General features: G+C 72.7%; 14 protein-coding genes. 7 read left to right on the top strand and 7 right to left on the bottom strand.

Features of this window, described 5'->3' with window-relative positions:
• Positions 1-47: 47 nt before the first annotated feature.
• Positions 48-506, bottom strand: coding sequence for a MaoC family dehydratase (locus tag AB0A63_RS00600; RefSeq protein WP_360383596.1), 459 nt, complete (start codon positions 504-506; stop codon positions 48-50).
• A 28-nt stretch (positions 507-534) separates the two neighbouring features.
• A complete protein-coding gene (locus tag AB0A63_RS00605) occupies positions 535-1,548 on the bottom strand; it encodes a beta-ketoacyl-ACP synthase III (RefSeq protein WP_360383599.1) in 1,014 nt (337 codons plus the stop codon).
• A gap of 343 nt (positions 1,549-1,891) precedes the next feature.
• On the opposite strand from AB0A63_RS00605, the gene AB0A63_RS00610 reads away from it, so the two are divergent.
• The 5 genes from AB0A63_RS00610 to AB0A63_RS00630 all read left to right on the top strand — a co-directional run bounded on the left by AB0A63_RS00610 (position 1,892) and on the right by AB0A63_RS00630 (position 10,046).
• The gene (locus AB0A63_RS00610; RefSeq protein WP_360384952.1) at positions 1,892-2,119 is read left to right on the top strand and encodes a phosphopantetheine-binding protein; all 228 of its coding nucleotides are present in this window, start codon (positions 1,892-1,894) and stop codon (positions 2,117-2,119) included.
• Positions 2,116-3,336 carry a beta-ketoacyl-[acyl-carrier-protein] synthase family protein gene (locus tag AB0A63_RS00615; protein ID WP_360383601.1) on the top strand — a complete coding sequence of 407 codons (1,221 nt, stop codon included), beginning with the start codon at positions 2,116-2,118 and terminating at the stop codon, positions 3,334-3,336. The genes AB0A63_RS00610 and AB0A63_RS00615 overlap by 4 nt, the downstream gene beginning before the upstream one ends.
• A 29-nt stretch (positions 3,337-3,365) precedes the next feature.
• Positions 3,366-5,207: an acyl-CoA dehydrogenase gene (locus tag AB0A63_RS00620; RefSeq protein WP_360383604.1), complete on the top strand. Its 1,842-nt coding sequence runs from the start codon at positions 3,366-3,368 to the stop codon at positions 5,205-5,207.
• Positions 5,208-5,234: 27 nt separating this feature from the next.
• Entirely contained in the window at positions 5,235-6,701 is a 1,467-nt protein-coding gene (locus tag AB0A63_RS00625; RefSeq protein WP_360383607.1) for an acyl-CoA carboxylase subunit beta, read from the top strand.
• A gap of 450 nt (positions 6,702-7,151) precedes the next feature.
• On the top strand, positions 7,152-10,046 hold the full coding sequence (locus AB0A63_RS00630) for an AAA family ATPase (RefSeq protein WP_360383609.1): 2,895 nt from the start codon (positions 7,152-7,154) through the stop codon (positions 10,044-10,046).
• 22 nt (positions 10,047-10,068) lie between these two features.
• Here the strand turns inward: AB0A63_RS00630 and AB0A63_RS00635 are convergent, their stop codons facing one another.
• A complete protein-coding gene (locus AB0A63_RS00635) occupies positions 10,069-10,890 on the bottom strand; it encodes a hypothetical protein (RefSeq protein ID WP_360383612.1) in 822 nt (273 codons plus the stop codon).
• Positions 10,891-11,181: 291 nt separating this feature from the next.
• Between AB0A63_RS00635 and AB0A63_RS00640 the strand changes: the two genes are divergently transcribed.
• On the top strand, positions 11,182-12,384 hold the full coding sequence (locus AB0A63_RS00640; protein WP_360383614.1) for a fumarylacetoacetate hydrolase family protein: 1,203 nt from the start codon (positions 11,182-11,184) through the stop codon (positions 12,382-12,384).
• Here AB0A63_RS00640 and AB0A63_RS00645 read toward each other — a convergent pair.
• Entirely contained in the window at positions 12,311-13,546 is a 1,236-nt protein-coding gene (locus AB0A63_RS00645) for an MFS transporter (RefSeq protein ID WP_360383616.1), read from the bottom strand. The two genes, AB0A63_RS00640 and AB0A63_RS00645, sit on opposite strands and share 74 nt — an antisense overlap.
• Before the next feature lie 65 nt (positions 13,547-13,611).
• Between AB0A63_RS00645 and AB0A63_RS00650 the strand changes: the two genes are divergently transcribed.
• Positions 13,612-14,658 carry a helix-turn-helix domain-containing protein gene (locus AB0A63_RS00650; RefSeq protein WP_360383619.1) on the top strand — a complete coding sequence of 349 codons (1,047 nt, stop codon included), beginning with the start codon at positions 13,612-13,614 and terminating at the stop codon, positions 14,656-14,658.
• Here the strand turns inward: AB0A63_RS00650 and AB0A63_RS00655 are convergent.
• From AB0A63_RS00655 to AB0A63_RS00665, 3 genes are all read right to left on the bottom strand, one after another.
• Positions 14,655-18,572: an amino acid adenylation domain-containing protein gene (locus tag AB0A63_RS00655; protein ID WP_360383622.1), complete on the bottom strand. Its 3,918-nt coding sequence runs from the start codon at positions 18,570-18,572 to the stop codon at positions 14,655-14,657. The genes AB0A63_RS00650 and AB0A63_RS00655 overlap by 4 nt on opposite strands.
• A 115-nt stretch (positions 18,573-18,687) precedes the next feature.
• On the bottom strand, positions 18,688-23,871 hold the full coding sequence (locus AB0A63_RS00660) for an amino acid adenylation domain-containing protein (protein ID WP_360383625.1): 5,184 nt from the start codon (positions 23,869-23,871) through the stop codon (positions 18,688-18,690).
• A complete protein-coding gene (locus AB0A63_RS00665) occupies positions 23,858-25,897 on the bottom strand; it encodes a condensation domain-containing protein (RefSeq protein WP_360383628.1) in 2,040 nt (679 codons plus the stop codon). Before AB0A63_RS00665 ends, AB0A63_RS00660 begins: the two co-directional genes overlap by 14 nt.
• Between the last annotated feature and the right edge of the window lie 92 nt (positions 25,898-25,989).

Genomic DNA, 25,989 nt, shown 5'->3' on the forward strand with positions numbered 1-25,989 from the left:
CCTTCACGTCATCTGGATGGCGCAACCGCCGCCGGATGAACGCCGTCTCACCGGTAAAGCATGACCAGGTCGGCCTTGCAGGCGGGACGGGGCTTCCCCTCGACCTCGACGACGACCGACACCACGGCCTCCACGAAGTCACGGGCCCGCGACTTCGCCGACGTGAGCTCGGCGGTCAGCCGGATGCGTCCTCCGGCCGGAACCGGTGTGGTGAAGCGCAGCGCGTCGACGCCCCTGTTGACGACCGACGAGGCCCCGTCGACGCGGAGCACCTCGTCGAGCATCGGGACCACCAGCGACAGGGTGAGGAAGCCGTGCGCCACCGGTCCTCCGAACGGACCTGCGTCGGCTGCGGGACCCGCACGGTGGATCCACTGGTGGTCGCCGGTGACGTCGGCGAAGCCGTCCACCGTGCGCTGGTCGACGGTGCGCCACGAGCTCGTGCCGAGCCGGTCGCCGACGGCGTCGAGCAGGTCGGCCGGTGTGGCGAAGATCCGGGCCGTCATGAGGCGGTGAGCGGTTCCGGGGAGGCGGTCACTCGATGACCAGTTCCGGCCAGGTCAGCACGGTGGAACCCCAGCTGAGGCCCGCGCCGAACGAGGTGACCAGTACGCGGTTGCCTGCGACCAGCTCCCCTGCGGCGGCGGCATCGCCGAGGACCAGCGGGATGGAGGCGGCGACCGTGTTGCCCACGCGGTCGACGTTCAGGAGGAAGCGCTCTTCCGGCACCCGGAGGTTGCGTGCCACCGCGCTGATGATCCGGGCGTTCGCCTGGTGGCACGCGAACCGGTCCACGTCCTCGAGGCGCCACCCTGCGTTGTCGAGCACCTTGCCCGCCGACTCGCTCATGCGCGCCACGGCGTGGCGGTACACCGGCTGGCCGTCCATCCGGAAGTGGACGTCGGCGGGGTCGAGCGGCTCTCCGGAACCGCGCTGCTCGGAACCACCGGCGGGCACGATCAACAGGTCCGAGCCGGTGCCGTCCGATCCCAGGTCGAACGGGCCGAAGGCGCCCGGTTCGTCCGCAGTGCCCGCGCGGAGCACCACCGCGCCGGCGCCGTCGCCGAAGATGGCCGCGGTGGTGCGGTCCTGCGGGTTCAGCACCGTGGTGAAGGTGTCGGCGCCGATCACCAGCACGCGTTCGGCGATGCCCGCGGCGATGTGGCCCGCGGCCGTCGCGAGCGCGTACACGAAGCCCGCGCACACGGCGTTGAGGTCGAAGGCGGGCACCCCGCTCAGGCCGAGCCTGCTGGCGACCTCGGGCGCGGTGGACGGGCAGGGGTGGTCCGGTGTCGTCGTGGCCACGATCACCAGGTCGACGTCCGCGCCACCGGCCGACTTCAGCGCACGGGCACCCGCCTCCACCGCGAGGACCGAGGTCGACATGCCGGGTTCGAGCACCCGGCGTTCCCGGATGCCGGTCCGCTTCCGGATCCACTCGTCCGAGGTGTCCAGCTGACGAGCGAGCTCGTCGTTCGTCACCACCCTCGACGGCAACCACGTGCCGATCCCGCACAGCACCGCGGCACGGCGTTGATCCGCTGTCATACGTTCTCCCGTTGGTCTCGCGTGGCGCGTCGACGCCGGTACGACGTCATCGACGCTAACCAGCGCGAGCCGGAATCGACTGTGGAAGTCCACAGCGGCGCGTTCCCGGCCGCATCGTCGCCAAGCCGAACCGCACCGATGTCATCGGCACACCAGCGGGCCCGTCATTCCCAGGTCCTAAGTGGACGGAATGGCGAGGTGGCCGCGCGGTCCGATCAGGTCACACAACCGACTGTGGTTCTCCACAGCACGGACCTCCCCCACCTGTCGCAGAGTTGGTGCTGCCAACGGTTGCCGACGCGCCGCCGAGCCGCCCATCGCAGGAGGAAACGTCTTGTCCAGCGTGTACAACACGATCGCCGAGGTCCTGACGACCAAGTTCGCGGTTCCGGCCGACACGATCACCGCGGACACCGCGCTCGAAGAGGTGCTGACCGACTCCCTGGACGTGGTCGAGTTCGGCGTCGTCATGGGCGAGCACTACAACGTCCTGATCTCCGACGAGGAGCTCGAGACGGTCACCACGATCTCCGACGTCGCCGGGCTGCTGAGCGGCAAGGTCGCGGCATGACCTCACGTCCCGAGGTCGTCATCACCGGCCGGGGGATGGTGACCTCGGCGGGCGTCGGCGTCGACGAGAACTGGAAGCGCGTCAGCGCCGGCGAACCGACGGCCGTGCTCGGTCCTGACCTCGGTGTGCTGGGGACCCAGGTCGTGTGCCCGGTCACGGACTTCGACGCGCGGATGCTGCTCGGTCACGGTGCTCGGCGGCTCGACCGCTACAGCCAGCTCGGCATCGTCGCCGCCGGCGAGGCGGTCCAGGACGCGGGACTGCGGACCAGCGACTGGGACGGCGCCCGCGTCGCGATCGTCATCGGGGTGTCGGTCGGCGGCATGGAGACGCTGACCACGCAGCACGTGGCGATGCTGAACCGCGGCCCGGCCGCGACCTCACCGCTCACGATGCCGATGTCGCTGGTGAACATGGTGGCCGGTCAGCTCGCCATCCACCTGTCGGCGACCGGTCCCAACCTGACGGTGTCGACCGCGTGCGCCTCCGGTGCCACCGCGATCGGCACGGCGCGGATGCTGCTGCAGTCCGGTGCGTGCGACGTCGCGGTCGCGGGTGCCGCCGATGCCTCGCTCGTGCCGCTCGTGCTCTCCGCGTTCGCCAGGATGGGGGCGCTCACCAAGCGGTCAGCGGACCCGAGCAGGGCCTCTCGCCCGTTCGACCGCGACCGGGACGGGTTCGTGGCGGCGGAGGGCGCGGCCATCGTCGTCCTCGAACGGGAGGCGGACGCCCGTGCCCGCGGCGCGACGGTCCGGGGCCGGGTGCTCGGCTACGGCGCCTCCGCCGACGCCCACCACGTGACCAGCCCGCACCCCGACGGCGTGGGCGCACGCGCGGCGATCACCGCGGCGCTGCTGGACGCGGGCCTCACCGGTGCGGACGTCGACCACCTCAACGCGCACGGCACGTCGACCAAGCTCAACGACCAGGCAGAGGCGAAAGCGGTGCGCGAGGTCTTCGGCGACGGGATCTCGGTGGCCTCGACCAAGGGCGTCACCGGCCACCTGCTCGCGGCGGCCGGGGCGGCCGAGACCGTCTACGCCTCCCTCAGCATCGAACACGGGCTGGTCCCGCCCACGGCCAACCTCGAGAACCTCGACCCGGAGATCGACCTCGACCTCGCCCCGGTGGCGAGGCGGCAGGCGATCGAGATCGCCATGAGCACCTCGTTCGGGTTCGGCGGGCAGAACGCCGCGCTGCTCGTCGGCGCGCCCTGACCGGCACCCAGAGAAGAAGGAGCAAGCAAGTGGTTGCGCACGACGCTCGATCGGAGGCGCTCGCGCGTCTCACCGCGGACCAGGTGGCGGAGTTGCGCGGACTGCTGCGGTACGGCGCCGACGAGGAGCACGACCGGTACGCCAAGCTCTTCTCCACCGCGGCCTTCGACCAGGTGGAAGGCCGCTCGCCCGCCGAGAACGCCGCTCTCGCCTACCGCCGGCTGCGGCAGGTCAACGCCGAGCTCGGACCCGTTCGCGAGTTCATCAGCGGTGACCTGGAGCGCTTCCTCGTCCTGCACGAGTGGGCCGGTGTGCTCGACCCGACCCTGGTGTCGGTGCTGACCATCCACTACAACCTGTGCCTCGGCGCCGTCCTGGAGCTCGGCGGTGACCGGCCGGAGCTGGCCGCCGTGGTCGACGAGCTGGCCAGGATGGACTCGGTCGGCGTCTTCCTCGCGACCGAGCTGGGTTATGGCAACAACGTCGCCGAACTGCGCACACGGGCGGTCTACGACCGTTCGACCGACGAGTTCGTGCTCACCACGCCGAGCCACGAGGCGCGCAAGTTCATGCCCAACACCGGCCTGGACGGCGTGCCGAAGATCGCCGTGGTGCTGGCCCGGCTGGAGATCGACGGTGCCGACGAGGGCGTGTTCCCCTTCGTGGTGCGCATCCGCGACGAGAACGGCCCGTGCCGGGGAGTCGACGTCAAGCCGCTGGGCGACAAGCCGGGGCTGGCGCTCGACAACGCCGTCACCACCTTCCGGGGCGTGCGCGTTCCGCGAGCGTTGCTGCTGGACGCCGCAGAGCCGGTCATCGCTGCGGACGGGAGCCGCACGGGTGCGGTCAGGTCGTTGCGCCGCAGGTTCACCAGGGCGATGACCAGGGTGCAGACCGGCAAGCTCTGCCTCACCTCCGCGACCGCGGCCGCCGCCCGCGCCAGCGTCTTCATCGCCGTCCGGCACGCGCACGGCCGGCACGTCACCGTCTCCGGTGGCCGGTCCGTTCCCGTCATGACCTTCCGGACCCACCAGGCCCAGCTGCTCGACGCCCTGGCCAGGACGTGCGCCGTCAGCGTGCTGCTGAACGGGACCAGGCGGCAGGCGGCGCGGAGCTCCCTCGCCTCGGTCGAGGTCAAACGCGCGCTCGCCGTGACCAAGGCGCTGGTCACGTGGACGGCGCAGGACGTGGTGACCACCTGCATCGAACGGTGCGGAGCGCGGGGCATGTTCGCGCACAACAGGATCTCGCCCTACGTGGCACTGGTCCAGGGATCGATCACCGCCGAGGGCGACAACCAGGTCGTGCTCCTGGACGCCGCCAACGAGATGCTGCTCGGCCGCGGCTACGAGCCACCGGTCTCGGCACCCGGTCACGGCGCGCTGGACGACCCGGAGTTCCTGCTCCGCCTGTTCTCGCACCGCGAGAACAGGGTCTACGAGGAAGCACGCGCGGCACGCAGGACCGGTGACGACCCGTTCGAGCGGGCCAACGGCGCCGCGTTGCCGGCCTCGGAGCTCGGCAGGGTGCACGGCGTGCGGCGTGCCCTCGAAGAACTCCACGCACTGGCGCAGCGAGCCACCTCCACCGAGGTCGGTGAGGTCCTCCGGGCGCTGTTCCTGCGGTTCGCCCTCGCCGAACTGGGCCGGGACGCGGCCTGGCACCTGTGCGACGGCACCCTCGAACCCGCTCAGGCCCGAGAGCTGCCCTCCCTGGTCGCAGCGGTCGACGAACGGCTCCTGCCCCGGGTCGAGGACGTCGTCGACGCCTTCGGCATCTCCAACGACGTGCTGCGCGCTCCCATCGCCTCCGCGGACTACGTCGAGGCCTACGCCGAACTGCTGCCCGTGCCCGATCTGCCGCTGGTCTGACCACGAGAGCCGACGGAGACAGAACCCGTGACCACGACGATGAACCCGACCGCGACCCCCGCGCCGGTGAAGCCGGCCAAGCCCGGTGCCCGCGACGCGCTGAACGCGCTCGTCGACGCCGGCAGCCTGGTGGAGTTCGGCGCGGAGGCGAAGCACCAGTGCACCGCCTTCGGCATGCAGGCCAAGACGCCTGCGGGAGATGCGGTGATCACGGGCACGGCCGAGATCGACGCGCGGCCCGCCGCCGTGTTCGCCCAGGACGTCTCCGTGCTGGGCGGGACCCTGGGCGCCACCCACGCGCAGAAGATCGCGCAGGTCCTCGACCAGGCGGAGCGGGCGCGGTGCCCGGTGGTGGGCGTGCTGGACTCCGGCGGAGCGCGCATCCAGGAGGGGGTCTCCGCTCTCGACGGGTACGCGTCGATCTTCCGCCGCAACGTGGCCCTGTCCGGGCGGGTGCCGCAGATCAGCGTGATCCTCGGTGCCTGCGCGGGCGGTGCCGCCTGCTCCCCCGCGCTGACCGACCTGATCGTGATGGACCGCCAGGCGCACATGTTCCTGACCGGTCCCAAGGTCGTGCGCAGCGTGACCGGTGAGGACGTCACCGCCGCGGACCTCGGCGGTGCGCCCGTCCACTCCGCCATGTCCGGCCTCGCACACCTCGTGACCGAACGCCCCGAGGACGCGTTCCCGCTGGTGCGCCGGATCTTGTCCTACCTGCCCAGCTCGTGCTGGGACGAGCTGCCGCTGCACCTGGCCCGCGAGCCGGAGACCGACCCCGAGGTGCCGTCCGAACAGCGCAAGACCTACGACGTGCGGCGAGTCGTGCGCGGGCTGGTCGACGGGGACAGCTTCCTCGAGCTCCAGCCGCACTACGCCGCGAACATCGTCATCGGCTTCGCGCGGGTGGACGGCATGCCGGTGGGGATCGTGGCGAACCAGCCGAACACGCTGGCGGGCACGCTCAACGCCCAGGCGGCCGAGAAGGGCGCACGGTTCGTGCGGATGTGCGACGCCTTCGGCCTCCCCCTGGTCACGCTCGTCGACACCCCGGGTTTCCTGCCCGGCCGGTCCCAGGAAACCGACGGCGTCATCCGCCGTGGCGCCAAGTTGTTGTACGCCTTCGCGGAAGCGACCGTGCCCAGGGTGACCGTGATCCTGCGCAAGGCCTACGGCGGCGCGTACATCGTGATGAACTCCAAGCAGCTCGGCGCCGACCGCGTGTTCGCCTGGCCCACGGCGGAGATCGGCGTCATGGGAGCCGAGGGCGCGGTGGAGGTCGTGTTCCGCCGCGAGCTCGCCGCGAACCCCGGCAAGCGCCAGGAGCTGCTGGAGAACTACCGCGCGGAAGCACTGTCGCCGGCGCTGGCGACCGCACGCCAAGCCGTCGACGCGCTCATCACGCCGGCGCAGACCCGCGACGCGATCATCAAGGTCATCCGTCCGTTGATGCGTGCCCGGCGCCCGGAGCACCGGCACGGCAACATGCCGCAGTGACGACAGCTCAGGACTCCATCTCCGCCTCACCCAGGATGCCGCCTTCCGCTACCGCGAGGGCGGCATTCTGCTGCGTGCGGTGCGGTGCCTGAGCTGATCTCGCGGAGCCGTCAGCCGGAGGGGCTCGTCCTGTGCCAGGGACTGGAACACCGGTTTGCCCTGCCAGTCACGACTGCCTTCAATCGAGAGGCGACTTCGATCAAGTGGCAGCGCACACGGCGGAGGTGTGACCGAATTCATTTTTCTCTTTTTCCTTATCGCCCCAAACGACATCCGCGTGCGGATGTGATAAATCTCGTCGCACCCCGGGAGAAGCGTCCCCCGAATGCCTCATTTACGCCCGTGACCAGCAGGGTACCCTCGCGTGGAATTGAAAGAGCAAATTTAACACCCGTGGACTAATACGATTATTACCCGAACGGACCAGCTGCTGACTACGGAGCGTTCACGATGAAAGCCGACGCAAGTCGACGCCGGAATCTCAACAGCCGGACCGCCCTCGTCGGCCGCGGGGCCGAGTTGCAACGCATCACGGAGGCCCTGGACGCAGCGGAGGCCGCCATGCCCTCCACGCTCCTGTTCGAAGGAGCGACCGGCATCGGCAAGACGGCACTGCTGGACGCCGCGTGCTCGATGGCACGTGAACGCGGATTCGTCATCTGCAGGGCCGTGGCGTCGCCGATGGAGCGGGAGATGCCGTTCGCCGTGGTCCAGCAGCTCTTCGAGCACCTGCGCCTGGAGCGGACCAGCGGTTGGGACGAGGAAGCCGCACCGCACGGGCACGCGGTCATCGCCGGGCACCCCGCGGGCGACCTGGGCGACTTCGAGGAGGTCCACGTCCACCGGGCGATCCGCGACCTCTACCGCATCACGACCGGTCTCGCGCAGCACGCGCCCCTCTGCCTCGTCATCGACGACGTGCAGTGGACGGACGTGCCGTCCCTGCGCTGGCTGAACTACCTGGTCCACCGGGTGGCCCGGCTCCCGGTCACGATCCTGCTGGGCCGCACGTCCGGCATCCGGCCGACCGATCCGATCCTCCTCGCCGAGCTCGAGATCTACTCGGAGCGGCTGCGGCTGGGCGTTCTCACCGCACCGGACGTCGCGGCCCTCACCGAGCAGGTGCTCGGACGCGCACCGCACGAGAAGTTCACCGCCTCCCTCCTGCGGGCCACCAACGGCTGCCCCATGGTGTCCACCCAGATCCTCTCCCTGATGAGGGAGCAGTCGGTGGCACCGGACGAGCAGGCCGCGGCCAACCTGATCACCCCGCAGCCCGAGGAACTGGGGCGGTCCGTGCTCGCGCGGCTCAACCGGCAGTCACGCGAGCTGGTCGAGGTCGCCAAGGCGATCGCCGTCGTGGTGCCACCTCACCTGGAGCTCCTGGCCGCGGTCACGGGCATGAGCAGCGGCGCGGCCGCGGACCAGGTGCGCCAGCTCGAGGGGATGGGGGTGCTCGCTCCGGAGGGCGAGCTCACCTTCGCCCACTCGGCGCTCAGGAGCGGGATCGAGGAGGCCGTCGCCTACGGTGACCAGGAGGAGCTGCACGCCAGAGCCGCGCGGTTCCTGCACCGGACGCGCGCGTCCTCCCTCCTCATCGCACGGCACGTCCTGCGGACGTCCTCCCGTCTGGGTTCCTGGGCCGTGGACGCGCTCCGGGCCGCCGCCGAGACGCTGATCACCGAGGGCGATCCCCAGTCCGGTGCGAAACTGCTGAACAGGGCCCTGCAGGAGGACGTCTCCGCCGCCCAGAGGCGAGACCTGGTGCTGCGGCTGGGGTTCGCCGAGACCTACGTCGACCCGCGGATGGCGGTCGTGCACCTCGAGGAGGGCATCGGCGAGCTGGACGACCCGGAGAGGACCCTCGCGGTCGTCTGCCGGCTCGCCCAGGTCCTGTACCTCGACGGTGCCTACGACAAGGCGGACGAGGTGCTGAGCCGCGCCGTGGACGAGATCGGGCCCAAGATCCCCGCGGCGGTCGACATGCTGCAGCTGCTGAGAAAGCTCACGGTGCCGTCGCGGGACCCCTCGACCGGCCAGGTGGACCTCACCCGCTTCGACGAGCGGGAGTGGCGCAGTCGCGACGCACGTGGTCGCAGGCTCGCGGCGCTGATCGCCGAGGACGCCGGCAACCGGGGAACCGACCTGCACCTGTGCCGCGAGGCGGCCGTCGCGGCGATGCAGAACGGCGCGGCCGCCATGCTGCAACACCCGCAGCGGCTCCTCGGCGTGCTCAACGCCTTCATCCGCACCGATGACCTCGAACTGGTGATGCGCTACTGCAACGACGTCCTGCTCGAAGCGCACCGGGAGGGGTTGTCGCTGATCGAGCTGCTCGGCCACACCGTCCGTTCCCGGGCGCACTACCACTGCGGGTCCTTCACCGAAGCGGTCGCGGACGCCAGGCTCGCGTTGTCCGCGGCGAGGAAGGCGGAGCTGCCGCCCGACCACTTCGGGAACGTCTACGCCGTCGAAGCGCTGATGCGCGCACACATGGAGCTCGGCGCGCTCGACGACGCGGAGGAGGCCCTCCTGCTCCTCGGCAGGACGAGGACGCTGCCGCAGACCTGGCCGCACACCGCGCTCCTGCACGCGAGGGGTGCGTTGCGCATGGAGCGCGGTGACGCCGCGGGAGCGCTCGCCGACCAGCTCGAATGCGGTGAGCGCCTGGTGTCCTGGGGCATGGGCAGTCCGGCCGTGCGCCCCTGGCGCTCCTACGCGGCGCTGGCCAGGCTCCGACTGGGGCAGCGCAGGCAGGCACTGGACCTGGCGCTCGAAGAGCTGACGCTGGCACGGAAGTGGGGCGCGCCGACCGTCGTGGCCCGCGCGTTGCTGACCGTGGGCATCGTGACCGGCGGTGCCGCCGCCGCGCCCTGGCTGTCCGAGGCCGACGCGCTGCTGAGGGGGTCGCCCGCGCGGATGCTGCACGCCAGGGTGCTGCTCGAGCTCGCCGTCACCCAGTGGGAGAAGGGCCACCGCGACGCGGCACGGCGCCACCTCGCGGAGGCGCGGATGCTGGGCGAGCAGTGCGGCGTCGTCGTGGAGCCGGGACAGCGGCTCGCGGGTCTGGGGGCCGGCGCCGCGGGGAGTGAGCTGGTGCGGCCTCGTGCCGAGCCGGCGAGCGTGCCGCCACCGGGCCCCTCGTCCACCGCGCTGCTGACGCCGCACGAGTACCGCGTGGCGAGCCTGGTGCTGGAGGGGAGGTCGAACGACGAGGTCGCGCACAAGCTCAACGTCACCCGGCGCACCGTCGAGTTCCACCTCACGAGCATCTACCGCAAGCTCGGTGTGCGCCGCCGGACCCAGCTGTCCTCCGCACTCGGCGGCTTCGTCTCACGGAGGTGACGTCGCCGGAACGCGCCGGGCGCTACCGCTGGTCCAGCGAGGAGATCGTGTGCTTCGCCGGCGCACGGCCGGCGGGCGCTGTGCCTTCCTTCTGCTGGGTGTTCGCCGAGTAGTGGGCGACGGCGATGGCCCCGGCGAACGCCAGCACGAACCCGATGGTCGCGGCGGTCAGGTACCCGTCGCGGACGGTGTCACCGAGGTAGACCAGGCCGACGAACGACGAGAGCGCCGTGTTCGTGGTGAACATGATCGCGGTGACACCGGTCGGGCCGCCCTTCTGCAGGGCCATCGCGAACAGCACCGCCGCGACGAGGCCGTTGAGGACGATGGCCCAGGCCGCCGGTTCGAGGACCAGTCGCCACGCGGTGTCGGGGAGGTGGAGGGTCCTGGCCGAGATGCCGACGACGCTGTAGGCGATGCCGGAGCCGAAGGCCAGTGCGACGGTGGCCCAGACGTGGTTGTGGCGGCGGGCGTAGACGGCGATCGCCGCCACCGGGAGTGCCACGGCCACGAGGACCCACCGCCACTGCGGCGGCAGGGCCTGGGCCCTGCCCGGCTCCGCGGAGACGCCCAGCAGGACCAGGCCGATCGCGCCGACGGCCAGTGCCACCCACCCCGACCTGCGCAGGCGGGTGCCCATGAAGGCGCTGATCATGGCGGTCACGCCGACGCTGAACGCGAGCATCGACTGGACGAGGAACAGCGGCAGGCGGTGCAGGGCCGCGGACGCGCACGCGAACCCCAGCAGGTTCACGCCGAGACCGAGGAAGTACCGCCACTGGCGCCAGAGAGCGATGAGATCGCGAGACGATCCGCCGTGCGCGGCGACACGCCGGACACCCATCGACTCCAAGATCGAACCACTGCCTGACGCCAGGGTCGCCAACACAGCGAGGACGTAACCCAGAGCCATTCGTCCATTGTGTCAGCCGGTGTGCGCGGTGCTTTCAACCTCCCCGGGCCAGTGCGGTCCCGACCCAGTCCCCCGGGGCACGGGTCAGGGGTCCGGTGCGGCGGTGAACAGCGCAGCGGCCACCTGGCCGGTCAGCGATGCGGTACAACAGTCGCAGCGCCACACCCGCGATCACGCCGTCACGACGGCAGAGACCCGGCCACCGCAGCAGGAAGGGTTCCCATGGGGATCTCGCTCACCGCAGCCGACGTCCTCCCCGGCGACGCAGCGGACGCCACGCTGGTCGGGAGGGTCTTCGACCCGTCCGTGAGCGGCCCTTCGGTCGTGGCGGTCCGCGGTGAGGAGGTCGTCGACCTGTCGCCGGTGGCGCCGACCGTGTCGGCGCTGCTCGAACGGCCGGACGCGGTGGAGGTCGTCAGGACGCACCCCGGTGGCACGTCGTGGCCGCTCGCGGAGGTGCTGGCGGCCACGGCGAGCCGGGCCGCCGGTGCCGTCCCCCGGTTCCTGGCGCCGGTCGACCTGCAGGTGCTCAAGGCCGCCGGCGTGACGTTCGTGCGCAGCATGCTCGAACGGGTCATCGAGGAGCGCGCCGACGGGGACCCGGCGCGGGCCGAGGAGGTGCGCGCGAAGGTGGGTGCGGCCGTGCGGGGCCACATCTCCCACCTGCGGCCGGGGTCCGCCCAGGCCGCGGAGGTGAAGGGGGTGCTGCAGGCGGAGGGGCTGTGGTCGCAGTACCTGGAGGTCGGCATCGGGCCCGACCCCGAGATCTTCACCAAGGCGCCGGTGCTCTCGGCGGTGGGGCTGGGCGCCGACGTCGGCGTTCTCGCCCGCTCGGAGTGGAACAACCCCGAGCCCGAGCTCGTCCTGGTCGTGGACTCGCGCGGGAAGCCGGTCGGCGCGACGCTCGGCAACGACGTCAACCTGCGCGACTTCGAGGGGCGCAGTGCCCTGCTGCTCACCGAGGCGAAGGACAACAACGGCTCCTGCGCCGTCGGGCCGTTCCTCCGGCTGTTCGACGACGGGTTCACGCTCGCGGACGCCAAGGCCACCGAGATCGCCCTGGACATCACCGGGCCCGACGGGTTCGAGCTGCACGGCGTGAACCCGGTCTCCGAGATCAGCCGGGAGCTGGAGGACCTCGTGTCCCACGCCTTCGGTGCCCATCACCGCTACCCCGACGGGTTCGTGCTGTTCACCGGCACGATGTTCGCCCCGACCGAGGACCGGGACCAGCCCGGTGAGGGGTTCACGCACAAGGTCGGGGACGTCGTGCGCATCTCCTCGCCGCGGCTGGGGGCGTTGACGAACGTCGTGAACACGGCCGAGGACGCGGAGGACTGGGCGTTCGGCATCACCGCGCTGATGGAGAACCTCGCCGGCCGCGGTCTGCTGGGGTCGCGCGCAGGTCGCGGACCGACCGGCTGAGCAGGGGAACGAGCGCCGCGGCCACGAACGCGACCCCGCCGGCGAGCGCCACCGTCCGCGCACCCCACTCGGCCGCTGCTCGTCCCACCACGAGCAGCCCGATCGGAATCGCGCCGAAGGACAGCAGGTCGTCGTAGGAAGACACCCTGGAGAGGACTTCGGGGCGCACGTTCTGCTGCAACGCGGTGTCCCAGGTGACCCCGGACACCGTGAACCCCATCGCGCCGACGAAGACGCAGACCAGCAGCACCGGCAGACCGGCGTCCGCGCCCAGCGCGAACAGCGGGAGCGCGCCGAAGGCCGCCGCGACCATTCCCGCGCGCAACGGCCTGCGCAGCACGAGGCGGTACATCAGCAGGCTCATGGCGACGAGGCCGGCCGCGCGCACGCTCAGCACCAGACCCCACGCCGCGTCGCCGCCGTCCTCCCTGGTGAGCGTCGGGCCGAGCACCTGCCAGGGGCCGACGTTCGCGAGGTTGACGACGAAGAACGCCAGCGACGTGACCCACACCCAGGTGGTCGACCTGAACTCCCGCCAGCCCGCCCGGATGTCGGGCAGCAGGCTGCCGCGCGCGCCGCTGACCCGTCCGGACCTCGGCAACCGGGACAGCAGCGCGGCCGCGATGAGGAAGCTCAGCGCGTCGGCGGCCACGGCCCAGCCGCCGCCGGCGACGGCCGTGATGACGCCGGCGAGGGCGGGGCCCGCGACCCGGCTGACGTTGCGGCTCAGGGACAGCGCGGAGTTGGCGCGGTGCAGGTCCTCCGGTGCGACGAGCTCGGGGACGATGCCGCGCAGGGCGGGCGACGCGAACGCCTCGAGTGCGCCGTGCGCCACCGCGAGCAGGGACACGGGGAGCAGGTCGAACGTGCCGGACAGCAGGATCGCGGCGACGCCCGCCTGCGTCAGTCCGGCCCCGAGGTTGGCGTGGACCAGCAGGGTTCTGCGCGAGAACCGGTCGGCCACGGCACCGCCGACGAGCAGGAGCACGAGCTGAGGACCGATCCCGGCCGCCAGCACGATGCCGAGGTCGGTGGCGCGTCCGGTGGCCCCGAGAACGCCGAGCGCCAGCGCGACGGACGACATCGAGGAGCCCAGGAGGGAGACGGTGCGGGCGGCGAGGAACCCCCTGAACGGTGGCCGGAGGACGGTAGAGTCGATCATCTTCACCGGGCGAGGCTCGCAGTGCCGGTTCCGGGATCTCCAGCTCTGCGACGAAAGGCGCAACGTTGACGCTCCTGCGCCTCAGCGCCACCGGCTTGGCGCGCTCGCACTTCGCCGTGTCGCCGCTCGCGGAGACCGTGGGGTCGCTGATCGCGCTGCACCGGCCCTGCGCCTGGCCGTGGCTCGCGCGGTGGCACTCGGAGAACCTGCCCGCCTACCGCTCGTGGCTCGCGGGCAACGCGGTCGCCGCGGGGCTCCTGGGCCTGGTCTCCGCCACGAAGTGGTTCCCCGACGTGGTCTCGGTCCCGCCGTCCGGCGGTGTGGACACCCGCCTGGCCGACGAGCTCGCCGAGGTGGCCGCTCAGTCCGACGCCGAGGTGCTGGCCACGATCGAGGACGCCGCGGCCTCCACGGGCTGCTCCACGACCGGCGCGTGGCTGCCGGCCGGCGGTGCCGGGTCCCGGATCGCCGCGGTGCTGGAGGAGGGCTGGCACCGGTTCGTCGAACGCGACTGGCCGCGCAGGCACGCGGTGATCGAGCGGGAGATCACCTACCGCGCCGAGCTCGTCGCCGCGCACGGCTGGCAGCGCGCGGTGAAGGGCATGACCCGGCGTTCGGTGTGGGTCGAGCCCGACGCGATCCGGTTCAGCAACCAGAGCTGGAGCGATCGGGACATCGGCGACCACGGCCTGGTCTTCGTCCCGTACACGGCCCGGCAGGGCTCGTGGACCTGTGAGCGTCCCGGCCGGTACGCGCTGGTGTACCCCGCGCGCGGGGCCGCTGTCCAGCCCGAGCGCGCCCACTCGGACCCGGTGTCCGTGCTGCTGGGAGCCGGTCGGGCACGGGTGGCCGTGGAGCTCAGGACGCCCGCGACGAGCACTCAGCTGGCGGCGGTGCTGGACCTCTCGCTCGGCACCGTGAGCGCGCATCTGGCGGTGCTGCGCCAGGCGGGCGTGGTGAGCCGGACGCGGTCCGGGCGGCACGTCGTCTACCGGCTGACCGAGCGGGGCAGCGGCCTGCTGGACCTCCTCGGGGACCGCGACGCGCAGAACACCGCTGGAACGGGAGAACGGCGGTGGCCGCTCCCCCGTTCCAGCGGCGGGACGGGCTAGGACGAGACCGGGACGACCGGGCGCAGCGGTGTCGCGTCCCGTGCGGAGAGGAACTCCGGCCGGGTCTGGTCCTGCGGGCGCGGGGCGTTGCGGACCGAGTTGAACGTGATGATCAGCAGCCTGCGGTCGGTCGCGGACATGTTGGGCGGCGAGCCGTGCAGCAGCTGCCCGTGGAAGAACAGGACAGAGCCCATGTCGCCGAGCGGGGCGACGATGCCGTTGTCGTTCATGCTCTTGCCGAGGGCCACTGGGTCGATCTGGTACTTCAGCGACGCCGACAGCGTGGACGCCCAGTCCTCCTCCTCGTCGAAGGTGACCGGCAGGAGGCCCTGGTGCGAGCCGGGGACGAGGTAGAGGGGGCCGTTGAACTCCGTCACGGGGTCGAGGAACACCACGGCGCTGAGCGCGTCGGGGCGGGGCATGCCGTCCTCGCGCTGCCAGAACATGAAGTCCTGGTGCCACTCCCAGATGCCGCCGCCGAGGCCGTGTTTCGCGTTGATCTTGAACTGGTGGACGTAGACGTCGTCGCCGAGCAGCTCGCTCGCCGGGCCGAGCAGGCGGGGGTCGCGGACGAGGTCGTGGAACACCTCGTTCGTCAGGTGCACGCCGTGCACCGCGCGGACCCTTCCGGAGGCCTCCTCCATCGTCCGGTGCGGGCCGGGACGGCCGAACTCCGCCTCGGCCTGGTCGCGCAGCACCGCGAGTTCGTCCACCGTGAAGAGGCGTTCGCGCAGGAAGTACCCGTCCTCGGCGTACTGCCTGGACACCTCGGTTGACAGGGTCACGGACACGCCTCCTTGTCGTTGGCTCGCAGCGGCTGTCTCCACCACCTCGGCGAACTCGGCGGTGGTGGGGTGTTCGAAGAGCGCGTGCAGCGGGATGTCGACGGCGAACGACGAGCACACCTGCGCGAGCACCTGCGCGGCGAGCAGGGAGTGGCCGCCGAGGTCGAAGAAGTCCTCGTCGGCGCCGATCTCCGCCACGCCGAGCGCCGCCGACCAGATCTCGGCCACCCGTCGCTGGGTCGGGGTGCTCAGCGGTGCGCGCGCGGGGCGTTGCGGTGCGTCCCAGTCGGGGTCGGGCAGGGCGCGGCGGTCGACCTTGCCGTTCGCCGTGAGCGGCAGCCGTTCCAGCACCACCACGCTGGAGGGCACCATGTAGTCCGGGACCTTGGTCGCGGCGTGGGTCCGCAGCAGCCGGGCGAGGTCCGGGGTGCCGGGGCCGACGCGGCTCACGTAGCCGACCAGGCGGGCGTCACCGGCCGGGGCGGTGCGCACCAGCACCACCGCCTCACCGACCTGGGGATGGGTCTCCAGGGCGCTCTCGACCTCGGCGAGCTCCACGCGGAAGCCGCGGACCTTGACCTGGAAGTCGGCCCTGCCGAGGAACTCCAGCTCGCCGCCCGGCCGCCAGCGGCCCAGGTCGCCGGTGCGGTACATGCGGCGGCCGGGTTCACGGGCGAACGGGTCGGGCACGAACTTCTCGGCCGTGACGCCGGGCTTGCCGACGTAGCCGCGGGCCAGGCCGGCGCCGCCGATGTGGATCTCGCCGATCACGCCGTCCGGGACGACCTCGCCGTGCTCGTCGAGGAGGTACACGCTCGCGTTGGCGATCGGTGTGCCGACCGGTACGGGCGTGGGCCACTGCTCGTGGTCCCGCGGCAGGTCGTAACAGGTGACGACGTGGGTCTCGGACGGCCCGTACTCGTTGTGCAGGGACATGCCGGGGACGGTGCTCAGCTGCCGGACGTCCGGGGTGGCCATGAACTGCTCCGACCCGGAGATGACGGTGCGCAGCGCGGCCGGTGTCGTGCCGGCCTCCCGGTAGCCCGCCGCCACCTGGTGCAGGGCGGGTGCCGGGATGAACAGGCGCCGGACGTCCTGGGCGTCCAGGACGCCGTGCAGCCGTGCGAGGTCGAGCCGTTCGTCGTCGGTGATCAGGACGACCTCGCCGCCCACCAGCCAGGTCGAGAACATGTCCTGCACCGAGACGTCGAAGGCCAGTGACGCGAACTGCAGCGTCCGCGGCGGGTCGTCCGTGGTCATCCGGTAGTGGCCGGCCTGCCAGGCCAGCAGGTTGACCACGGCCCGGTGGGGCATGGCGATCCCCTTCGGCCCCCCGGTCGAGCCCGACGTGTACGTCACGTAGGCCACGTCCTGCGGGTCGAGGCCGCTGCCGGGGCCGGTCGGCTTGCCCGCCTCGGCGTGGATGCCGTCCAACGGCCAGACCTCGGCGGTGGTCGCGGGCAGCCGGTGTTGCGACCGCAGCGTCGTCAGCACGACCGGGGCGGCCACCTCGGACAGCACGGTGCCGATCCGGTCCGCCGGGTTGCGCTGGTCGATGGCCACGTAGGCGCCGCCGGCCTTGAGCACCCCCAGCACGGCCACGACCATCTCCAGGCCGCGTTCCAGGTACAGGGCGACGCGGACGTCGGGCCGCACGCCCGCCGCGCGCAGGCGGTGGGCCAGCAGGTTGGCGCTCGCGTCGAGCCCGGCGTAGGTCAGGGTGGTCTCACCGAGGCGCACCGCGACCCGGTCCGGTGCGGCCACCACCTGCGCCTCGAACAGGTCGAGCAGCGTGGTGCCCGGCTCCGGCTGGACGGGTCCGGCGCTGCGGCCGGCGATCAGCGCGGCGCGCTCCTCGCCGGTCAGCAACGGGATGCGCGTCACCGGCACCTCCGCGCCCGCCGCGATCTCCGCGAGCAGCCGGTCGAGGTGCCTCGCCATCGCCGTGATCGTGCCGGCGGAGAACTCCCCCGCCGCGTAGTCGAACGTCAGCCGCCACACGTCGCCCTCGCGGCGGGCGGTCAGTGCCAGCGGGTACCTGACGGCGGCCGGGTCGAGCGCGAGCCGCTCGGCCCGCACCCCCGGCAGTGCCAGGGCCGAGTCCTCGCCGGTGGCCTCGAACCACACCTCGAACAGGGAGTCGCGGCGGCCGCGGCGGCTCGGCCTGGCCACCTTGACCACCTCGTCGAACCCGAGCGCGCGGTGGGCGGCGGCCTCGCCCAGCGTGCCGTGCACCCGCTCGGCCAGGTCGCGGAACACCGGGTCGCCGGTGACGTCGAGGCGCAGCGCGAGGACGTGCTGGTGGCAGCCGATGTCGTCGGTGCCGTCGCGGTCCGGTGAGCTCGTGCCGACCATGATGTCGGTCTGCCTGCTGTAGCGGCGCAACAGCAACGCCCACACGGCCAGGAGTGCGCTGCTCGCCGGGCATCCGGCCTGGCGGGCCACCGCGGCCACGACCACGGCGGGGACGTCGATGCCGTGGGTGGCCGCGCGGTCGCCGCTCTCCTGGCTCAGCCGCGGCAGGTCGAGCCCCACGGGGCACTCGGCCAGCCGGTCCTCCCAGTACCGCCGCGCCTCCTCGTGGTCACCGGGCTCCTCGTGCCCGCGTTCCGCGATCGGTGGCAGCGCCGGTGCCGCACCGGTCACCTCCGCCGCGTACAGCGCGGCGAGGTCGCGGGTCAGCAGGTGCTCGGACCACTGGTCGAAGGCGATCCGGTGGACCACGACAGCGAGGAGGTGGGTGTCCGGACCGCACCGCACCACGGCGGCCCGCAGGACCGGGCCGTCGGCGAGGTCGACCGGCTGCCGGGCGAACGCCCGCAGCACCTCGGCGGCCTCGTTCTCCGAGTCCACCACCTCGTGCGTGAGCGCGAAGTCCGCGGCGGGTTCGTCGACGACCTGCATCGGCGCACCGGCCACCTCGGCGAACCGCGTGCGCAGCGCCCGGTGCCGCGACCGCAGCGCGGAAAACGCTTTCCGCAGCGCCTCGACGTCGAGGGCCCCGTTCAGCCGCCAGCCGGCCGAGAAGCTGTGGGCGGGACTGCCCGGGTCCATCCGCGCGAGGAACCACAGTCCACGTTGGAACGTCGTGGCGGGTTCGGCCGCCACCTCACGTGATCGCCCGGTCATCGCTCACCCCAGACAGGCCGGTCCGATGTGCTCACGGCATCGTCATCGCGCCCGGAGGCACCCCACAAGTCCGGCACGCTCCCGACACCACCGTCCACCCGCCACCGTCCGGGGCTCATCCGACGCTCCCCTGCTCCTCGGCCAGCCGCGCGGCCACTTCCTCGTCCGACAGCGTGGCGACCATGGCGAGCACCTCGCGCAGGTCGTCCCTGGACGCCTGCTGCACCCGGCGTTCGCGGATGCGGTCGGCGAGGCGCTCCACCGTGGGGTCGGTCGTGAGCAGGTCCGCCAGCGGCAGCTCCACCCGCAGGGCCGACCTGATCCGGGTGACGACCCTGGTCGCGAGCAGCGAGTGCCCGCCGAGGTCGAAGAAGCTGTCCCGCACGCCGATGCGCGGGACGCCCAGGACCTCCGCCCAGATCTCGGCCAGCTGGCCCTCCAGGGCGTCCCTCGGCTCGACGTAGGCGGTCTCGGCGCTGCGTTCCAGGCTGACCGGCGGCAGCGCGGCCCGGTCGACCTTCTCGTTGGGCGACAACGGGATCGCGTCCAGCCACGTGAACACGGCCGGCACCATGTGCTTGGGCAGGGTCTCACCGAGGACCGCGCGCAGCTGCTCGGTGGCAGGGCGTTCGGCCTTCGCGACGAGGTAGGCCGCGAGGAACCGGTCGCCGTACTGGTCGGGCACCGCGACGACGACGGCGTCGGCGACGCCCTCGCACTCCCGCAGCACCACCTCGATCTCGCCCAGCTCCACCCGCTGGCCGTGTACCTTCACCTGGAAGTCGTTGCGCCCCCAGTACTCCAGCAGTCCGCCGTCGGTCCACCGCGCGCGGTCGCCCGTCGCGTACAGCCGCTCGCCGTCGCCGAACGGGCTCGGCACGTACCGCGCCGCCGTCAGGTCCGGCCGGCCCTCGTAGCCGTGCCCGACCTGCACGCCGCCGACGTACAGCTCACCCACCATGCCCTGCGGCACCGGCGACATCGACCGGTCGAGCACGAACAGCGTGACGCCCGCCAGCGGACGGCCCAGCGGCACGCGCGCGCCGAACGGTCCGGTGGCCTCGTGCGTGATCACCTCGACCGCGGCCTCGGCGGGCCCGTAGGTGTTCAGGAGCCGCACACCGGGGAACGTGCGGAGGAAGTCGGTGGCCAGCGCGGTGGGCAGCTCCTCGCCGCAGGACACCACCAGCCGCAGCGCCGGGTGCCCGCCGGGGTGCTCGTGCTCCAGGAACGGCCGCAGCATCGACGGGACGAAGTTGGACATCGTCACGCCGTGGCGGTCGAAGACCTCGTGCAGGTGTGCCGCGTCGCGGTGCCCGCCCGGCTGGACCAGCACCAGCCGCGCCCCGTGCAGCAGCGGCCACACCAGCTCGGGCACCGAGACGTCGAACCCGATCGGGGTCTTGGTCGCCAGCACCTGGCTGGAGTCCAGTCCGAGCCGGTGCCGGTAGGACTCCAGCCGGTTCACCAGTGCGCCGTGGGTGTTGGTGGCGCCCTTGGGCTTCCCGGTCGAGCCGGACGTGAACAGGACGTACGCCACGTCGAGCGGGCCGATCACCACCCCGGGCGGGGTGGTGGGCCGTGCGGCCACCTCGGCACTCACCGCCGGGTCGTCCAGGCACACCGAGCGGATGTCCGGCGGCACCACCTTCCGCGCCGCCGAGGAGGTCAGCACGACGGCCGGGCGGGCGTCGGCGATCATGCCCGCCAGCCGCTCGGCCGGGCTGTCCGGGTCCAGGGGCAGGTAGACGCCCCCGGCCTTCCAGATGGCCCACACCCCGATCACGAGGTGCTGCCCGCGTTCCAGGCAGACGCCGACGCGGGAGCCGCGCCCGACGCCGTGGTCGCCCAGCCACCGGGCCAGCTGGTTCGCGCGCCGCTCCACGTCCAGGAACGACAGCTGGTCACCGCCGTCCTCGACGACGGCGATGCCGTCGCCCCACCGGTCCACCACCGCCTCGAACCAGCTGACGGCCGTGTCGAACTCGGGCCGCAACGGACCGCCGTCGCCCAGCGAGGTGGTGCGGGACAACGTCGTGGCGGACATGACCGGCAGTCGTGACACGGGCTGCCCGGCGTCGGCGGTCCCGGCGCGCAGGAGCTCCACCAGTGCCTCTCCGAGGCCGGTCGCGGTCAGCTCGCCCAGCACGTCGGTGGAGTACTCCAGCCGGCCGCTCAGGTCACCGCCGGGGGCCGCCGCCAGCTCGATCCGCACGTCGAACTGCGCCGTCCCGGTGTGCAGCTGGGAGATCCGGCCCGCCGGGACCACCGGCGGCAGCTCCTCCCGCAGCACGAGCATGGTGCGCACGATCGACAGCCGGTCGGAGAAGTCCTGGTCCTGGCGGGCAGCGCGGACGATCTGGTCGAACGGCAGGTCCTGGTGCGCGTAGGCGGCCAGGCACGTCTCGCGGACGCGGCCGAGCAGCTCCCGGAACGTCGGCTCGCCGCCCAGGTCCACGCGCAGCGGCACGGTGTTGGCGAAGAAACCGACGACCCCGGCCAGTTCGGGGCGCGAGCGACCGGCGGTGACCGTGCCGATGACCACGTCCTTCTGGTCTGCCCACCGCGACAGCACCGCCGCCCAGGCCGCGGCGAGCACCATGAACGGCGTCACCTGCTCGGCGGCGGCCAGCTGCCGCACCTGTGCCATCAGCCCGGCGGGAACGGTGAGGGGCAGCGCCCTGCCCTCGAACGAGCGGTCGGCACCCGCCGCGGCGTCGGACGGCAGCTCCAGCGGCACGGCACCGGCCAGTCGTTCCCGCCAGTGCGCCACCTGCCCGGCCACCGCGTCACCTGAGACCTGGTCCCGTTGCCAGGCCGCGAAGTCCGCGTACCGGACCGGCAGCTCGGGCAACGCCGACGGGCCGGCGGCGAGGAGGGTGTTCAGCTCGCGCGCCAGGACGCCGGCCGACTCGCCGTCGGCGACCGTGTGGTGCACGCAGAGCACGAGCACCCACCGCCCGTTCGCGGTGACCTGGACCACCGTCGCCCGCACCAGCGGGGGTGCGGCGAGGTCGAACTCCTCCTCGGCAACGCGCCGGCACTCCTCGTCGAGCGCCGTCTCGTCCGGCACCTGCCGGACCGCCACGTCGAACTCGACGTCGGCGTGCACGACCTGTTCCAGGCGGCCTTCCGACGTCAGGCGGAACCCGGTGCGCAGGGCGTCGTGCCGGGCCACGAGCGAGCGCAGCGCGGAACGCACGGCCTCGACATCGGGTTCGTCGTCCCAGTCGACCCGGCCGGCGATGTGGTACGCGGCCCCGGCGCCGATCTGGTCGAGCAGCCACAGGCGCTCCTGCCCGAACGACGCCGGTGCCACCACGCCGTCGGCGAGCCGGGGAACGGGGGCGTTCTCCCGCAGGCCGCGGGACGCGGAGGCGACCGCCGCGGGGGTCGCCTCGCTCAGCAGCCACTCCAGCTCGACATCGGTGTCGTGGCCGGACAACAGCGCGGACCGCAGCCGGATCGCGCGCAGGGAGTCCAGTCCCTGGCCGACGAGCGGGCGGTCGGGGTCCAGCGCCGCGTGGTCGAGCTGGAGCGCCTCGGCGACGAGCCGGGTGATCGGGTCCGCGGTGCCGGGCGCGGGCTCGCTCGGCTGGGCCGGTCCGGCGGGTTCCGCGGCGAGGGCCGCCAGCGTCCCGGTGAGGTACTGCTCGCGGCACGCGGTCCGGCGGACCTTGCCGCTGGAGGTCCTGGGCACCGAGCCCGGTCGCACCAGCACCACGTCGGCCAGTTCGAGCAGGTGGTCGCGGGTGACGGCCTCGCGCACCGCGCGGATCAACGCCGCCACCTCGGCCGGCTGGTCGGTCGTGAACCCCCTGGCCACCTCGTGCACCAGGACGACGCGTTCGGTCTCGCCGTCGTCCACGGCGAACGCGGCGGCCCGGCCTGCGGCCAGACCGGGACCGGCGGTGGCGGCGGACTGCTCGATGTCGGCCGGGTAGTGGTTGGCGCCCCGGATGACGATCAGCTCCTTGAGCCGCCCGGTCACGAACAGCTCGCCGTCGCGCCGGAACCCGAGGTCGCCGGTGCGCAGCCAGTCCCGGTCGGACCCGTCGAGGCGGGCGCGGAAGACGCGCTGCGTCTCGTCCTCGTTGGCCCAGTAGCCCGCGCCGACCGTGGGACCGCTGACCCAGATCTCACCGACCTCACCGGCCGCGCGTTCCCGGCCGGTGGCCGGGTCCACCACGGCGACGAGGTCCGTGCCCCTGGCGGTGCCGCAGCCCACCAGCGTCGCCCCGGACCCGGCCGGCACGACGCTGCCCCTGGCCAGTTCGGCGCGGTCCACGGTGAGCTCCACCGGCAGCGCCGACGCGGCGGCACCGGCCACGAACAGCGTCGCCTCCGCGAGGCCGTAGCAGGGCAGGAACGCCTCCGCGCGGAAGCCGGCCGGCCCGAAGCGCTCGGCGAACGCGCGCAACGTCGGGGCGCGCACCGGTTCCGCGCCGACCAGGGCCAGCCGCCAGGCGCTCAGGTCGAGCCCGGCCAGGTCCTCGTCGCTGACCCGGCGCACGCACTCCGCGTACGCGAAGTCCGGTGCGGCACTGGCCGAGGCGCCGAACTCGCTGATGGCGCGCAACCACCGGACGGGGTGGTGCAGGAAGGCCATGGGGGACATGAGCATGCCCGGGAATCCACTGTGGAGCGGCTGCAGGATTCCGCCGATCAGGCCCATGTCGTGGTAGGGCGGCAACCAGCTGACGCTGCGGGTGTGCTCGTCCGGTTCGAGCACGCCGGAGATCACCGCCGAGTTGTGCAGCAGGTTGCCGTGGCTCAGCAGCACGCCCTTCGGCGTCGCCGTGGAGCCCGAGGTGTACTGGAGGAAGGCGACGGTGTCCGGGGTGAGCGCGGGCCTGGACCAGCCCACCGGCTCGCCGGTGGGCACCAGCCAGCGCAGCGGCAGGTCGCCCAGGCGCTCCCGCACCGCGGGCAGGATCGCCTCGTCGGTCGTGGCGACGGTCGCGGCGCAGTCCTCGGCCACGGCGAGCACCCGCGCGATGCCCGCGCGGTTGGTCGGCGGGTACACGGGGACCGCGACCGCCCCGGCGTACAGGCAGCCGAAGAAGGCGGTGACGTAGCTCGCGCCGGGCGGGTGCAGCAGCATCACCCGGTCGCCGGGTGCCACCCCGGCGGACTGCAGCGCGGCGGCGGCGCCCCGCGCGGCGGCGTCCAGTTCGCGGTAGGTCAGCGCGAGCTCGGAGCCGTCGCCGTCGGTGAACACGTAGCCGACGGCGTCCGGTCGCCCGGTCGCCCGCGCGAGCAGCAGCTCGACGAGATCTGCGGGGTCACTCAGCCCCATGGTCGCTCCTGTCGTCATCCGCCCGGAACCGCGCGCGGTCCAGCTTGGGAATGGATCTCGTGGGCCTGGCCGGGGTCGCCTTCTCCACCAGGGCCGCCACGTTCGCGACGGTGCCCGCTTCGAAGAAGTCGACGAGCTCCAGCTCCACGTGGCAGGCCGCGTGGATCCGGTGCAGGATCCGCACGGCGAGCAGCGAATGTCCGCCGAGGTCGAAGAAGTCGTCGTGCACGCCGAAGTCGTCGGCGTCCAGCAGCTCCGCCCAGATGCCCGCGACCACGCGCTCGGTCTCGGTGCGGGTGGCGACCTTCTCCTGACGCGGTTCGACCGGGTGTTCCACCGCCTGCCGCGGCTCGTCGTCCACGGCGGGTGCCAGGAACTCCAGTGCTCCCGCCGCGGTGCGCCGGGCCCGCAGCCCGGTCGCGTACAACCGGGTGCCCGACCCGGTCGGGTCCGGCACGAACCGCTCGGCCGTGCGGCCGGGACGTCCCGCGAACCCCTCGCCCGCCTCGGCCGCGCTGACGAACACCTGGCCGACCACACCCGCTGGCACCTCGGTCAGCGACCGGTCGAGCAGGTGCATGCGACCGACCTGGGCGTGCCGTTCCACCGGGGCCAGCGGCAGTCTCCACACCGGACACCCGGCGTCGGCCACGCCGGCGCGCAGCACCTCGGTCAGCGCGCCCACCAGCCGCCGGACCGAGGACTCCGCCAGCACGTCCGCGGCGAACTCCACGAACCCGGTCAGCCCGCCGTCGGCCGCCGGGGACAGCTCGATCTCCAGCTCGAACTTGGCGGTGCCGGTGTGCACCGGGACCACGTCCATGCTGATCCCGGGCAGCTGCGCCGTGGCGGGCGGGGTGTTGTGCAGCACCAGCAGGTGCCGCACGACCGGCGAGCGGCCCGTGGCGTCCCTGTCCGGCCGGACCACCTTGACGAGCTGGTCGAACGGCAGGTCCTGGTGCGCGTAGGCGTCGAGGCACGTCCGGCGCACCCGGCCGAGCAGCTCCCGGAACGTCAGCGGGGCCCGCACGTCCACCCGCAGCGCCAGCGTGTTCACGAAGAACCCGACGAGCCCTTCGAGCTCCGTCCTGGTGCGCGCGGCGATGGCGGTGCCCCACACCACGTCCGAGCGGTCCGCCCACCGCGACAGCACGACCGCCCAGGCCGTGGCCAGCACCATGTAGAGCGTGGCGCCCTCGGCCTCACCGAGCCGCCGCATGCCGTCCACGAGGTCCGCGGGCAGCGACATCGGCACGTCTCCGCCGGAGAACGGCCGTCCTGGGCCGGACGTGACGTCGGCCGGCAGTGCGAAGGGCCGCACACCGGCGAGCTGCTCGCGCCAGTACTCGACCTGCCCGGCGAGCGCGTCACCGGACACGTGGTCGCGGTGCCAGGCGGCGAAGTCCGCGTACCGGATCGGCAGCGGCCGCAGCACCGGGAGCTGTCCGCCGCGCAGCGCGCCGTACACGACGGCGAACTCCTCCGCGAGGACGCCGAGGGACCAGCCGTCCACGACGATGTGGTGCACGCACAGCACCAGGTACCACTCGGCCGGTCCTACCCGGAACAGCGCCGGCCGCAGCAGGCTCGGCCCGGCGAGGTCGAAGGGCCGGCGGCAGGTGTGGCCGACCTCGTCCCACAGCTCGTCCGCGGTCACCTCGCGGACCGGCAGCTCGACCGGGACTGCCTCCGGCGGGTGCACGACCTGGACGACAGCGCCGTCGGTGTCGACCTCAAGGCCCGTGCGCAGGGCCTCGTGCCGGTCGACCAGCCGGCGCACCGTCTCCCGCAGCACGGCGAGGTCGAGCTCGCCGTGCATCCTGAGCGCACCGGCCACGACGTAGAGCGGGCTGCCGGGGTTCATCCGCTCGAAGAAGAAAAGCCGTTCCTGGGCAGGGGATGCCGGGCTTCGCGTCTCCCCGGCGGGGCGGCGCGGGATCGGTGCGGGCGCCGCGCCGACACCCGCCTCGTCCAGTCGCCGCTGGAGCAGTCGCAGCTGGTCAGCCGAGAGTGGTCCTGGAGCCAAAACGCCGGCACCTCCCCTGTGGTGGCGACGAACGCCGCAGCCGAGCAGTCACGTCATCACGTTTGCCCTGCCCGGCACCGCCAACAAGTCGG

Origin of the sequence: Lentzea sp. NPDC042327 (assembly GCF_040647275.1) — a bacterium.
GTDB lineage: Bacteria > Actinomycetota > Actinomycetes > Mycobacteriales > Pseudonocardiaceae > Lentzea.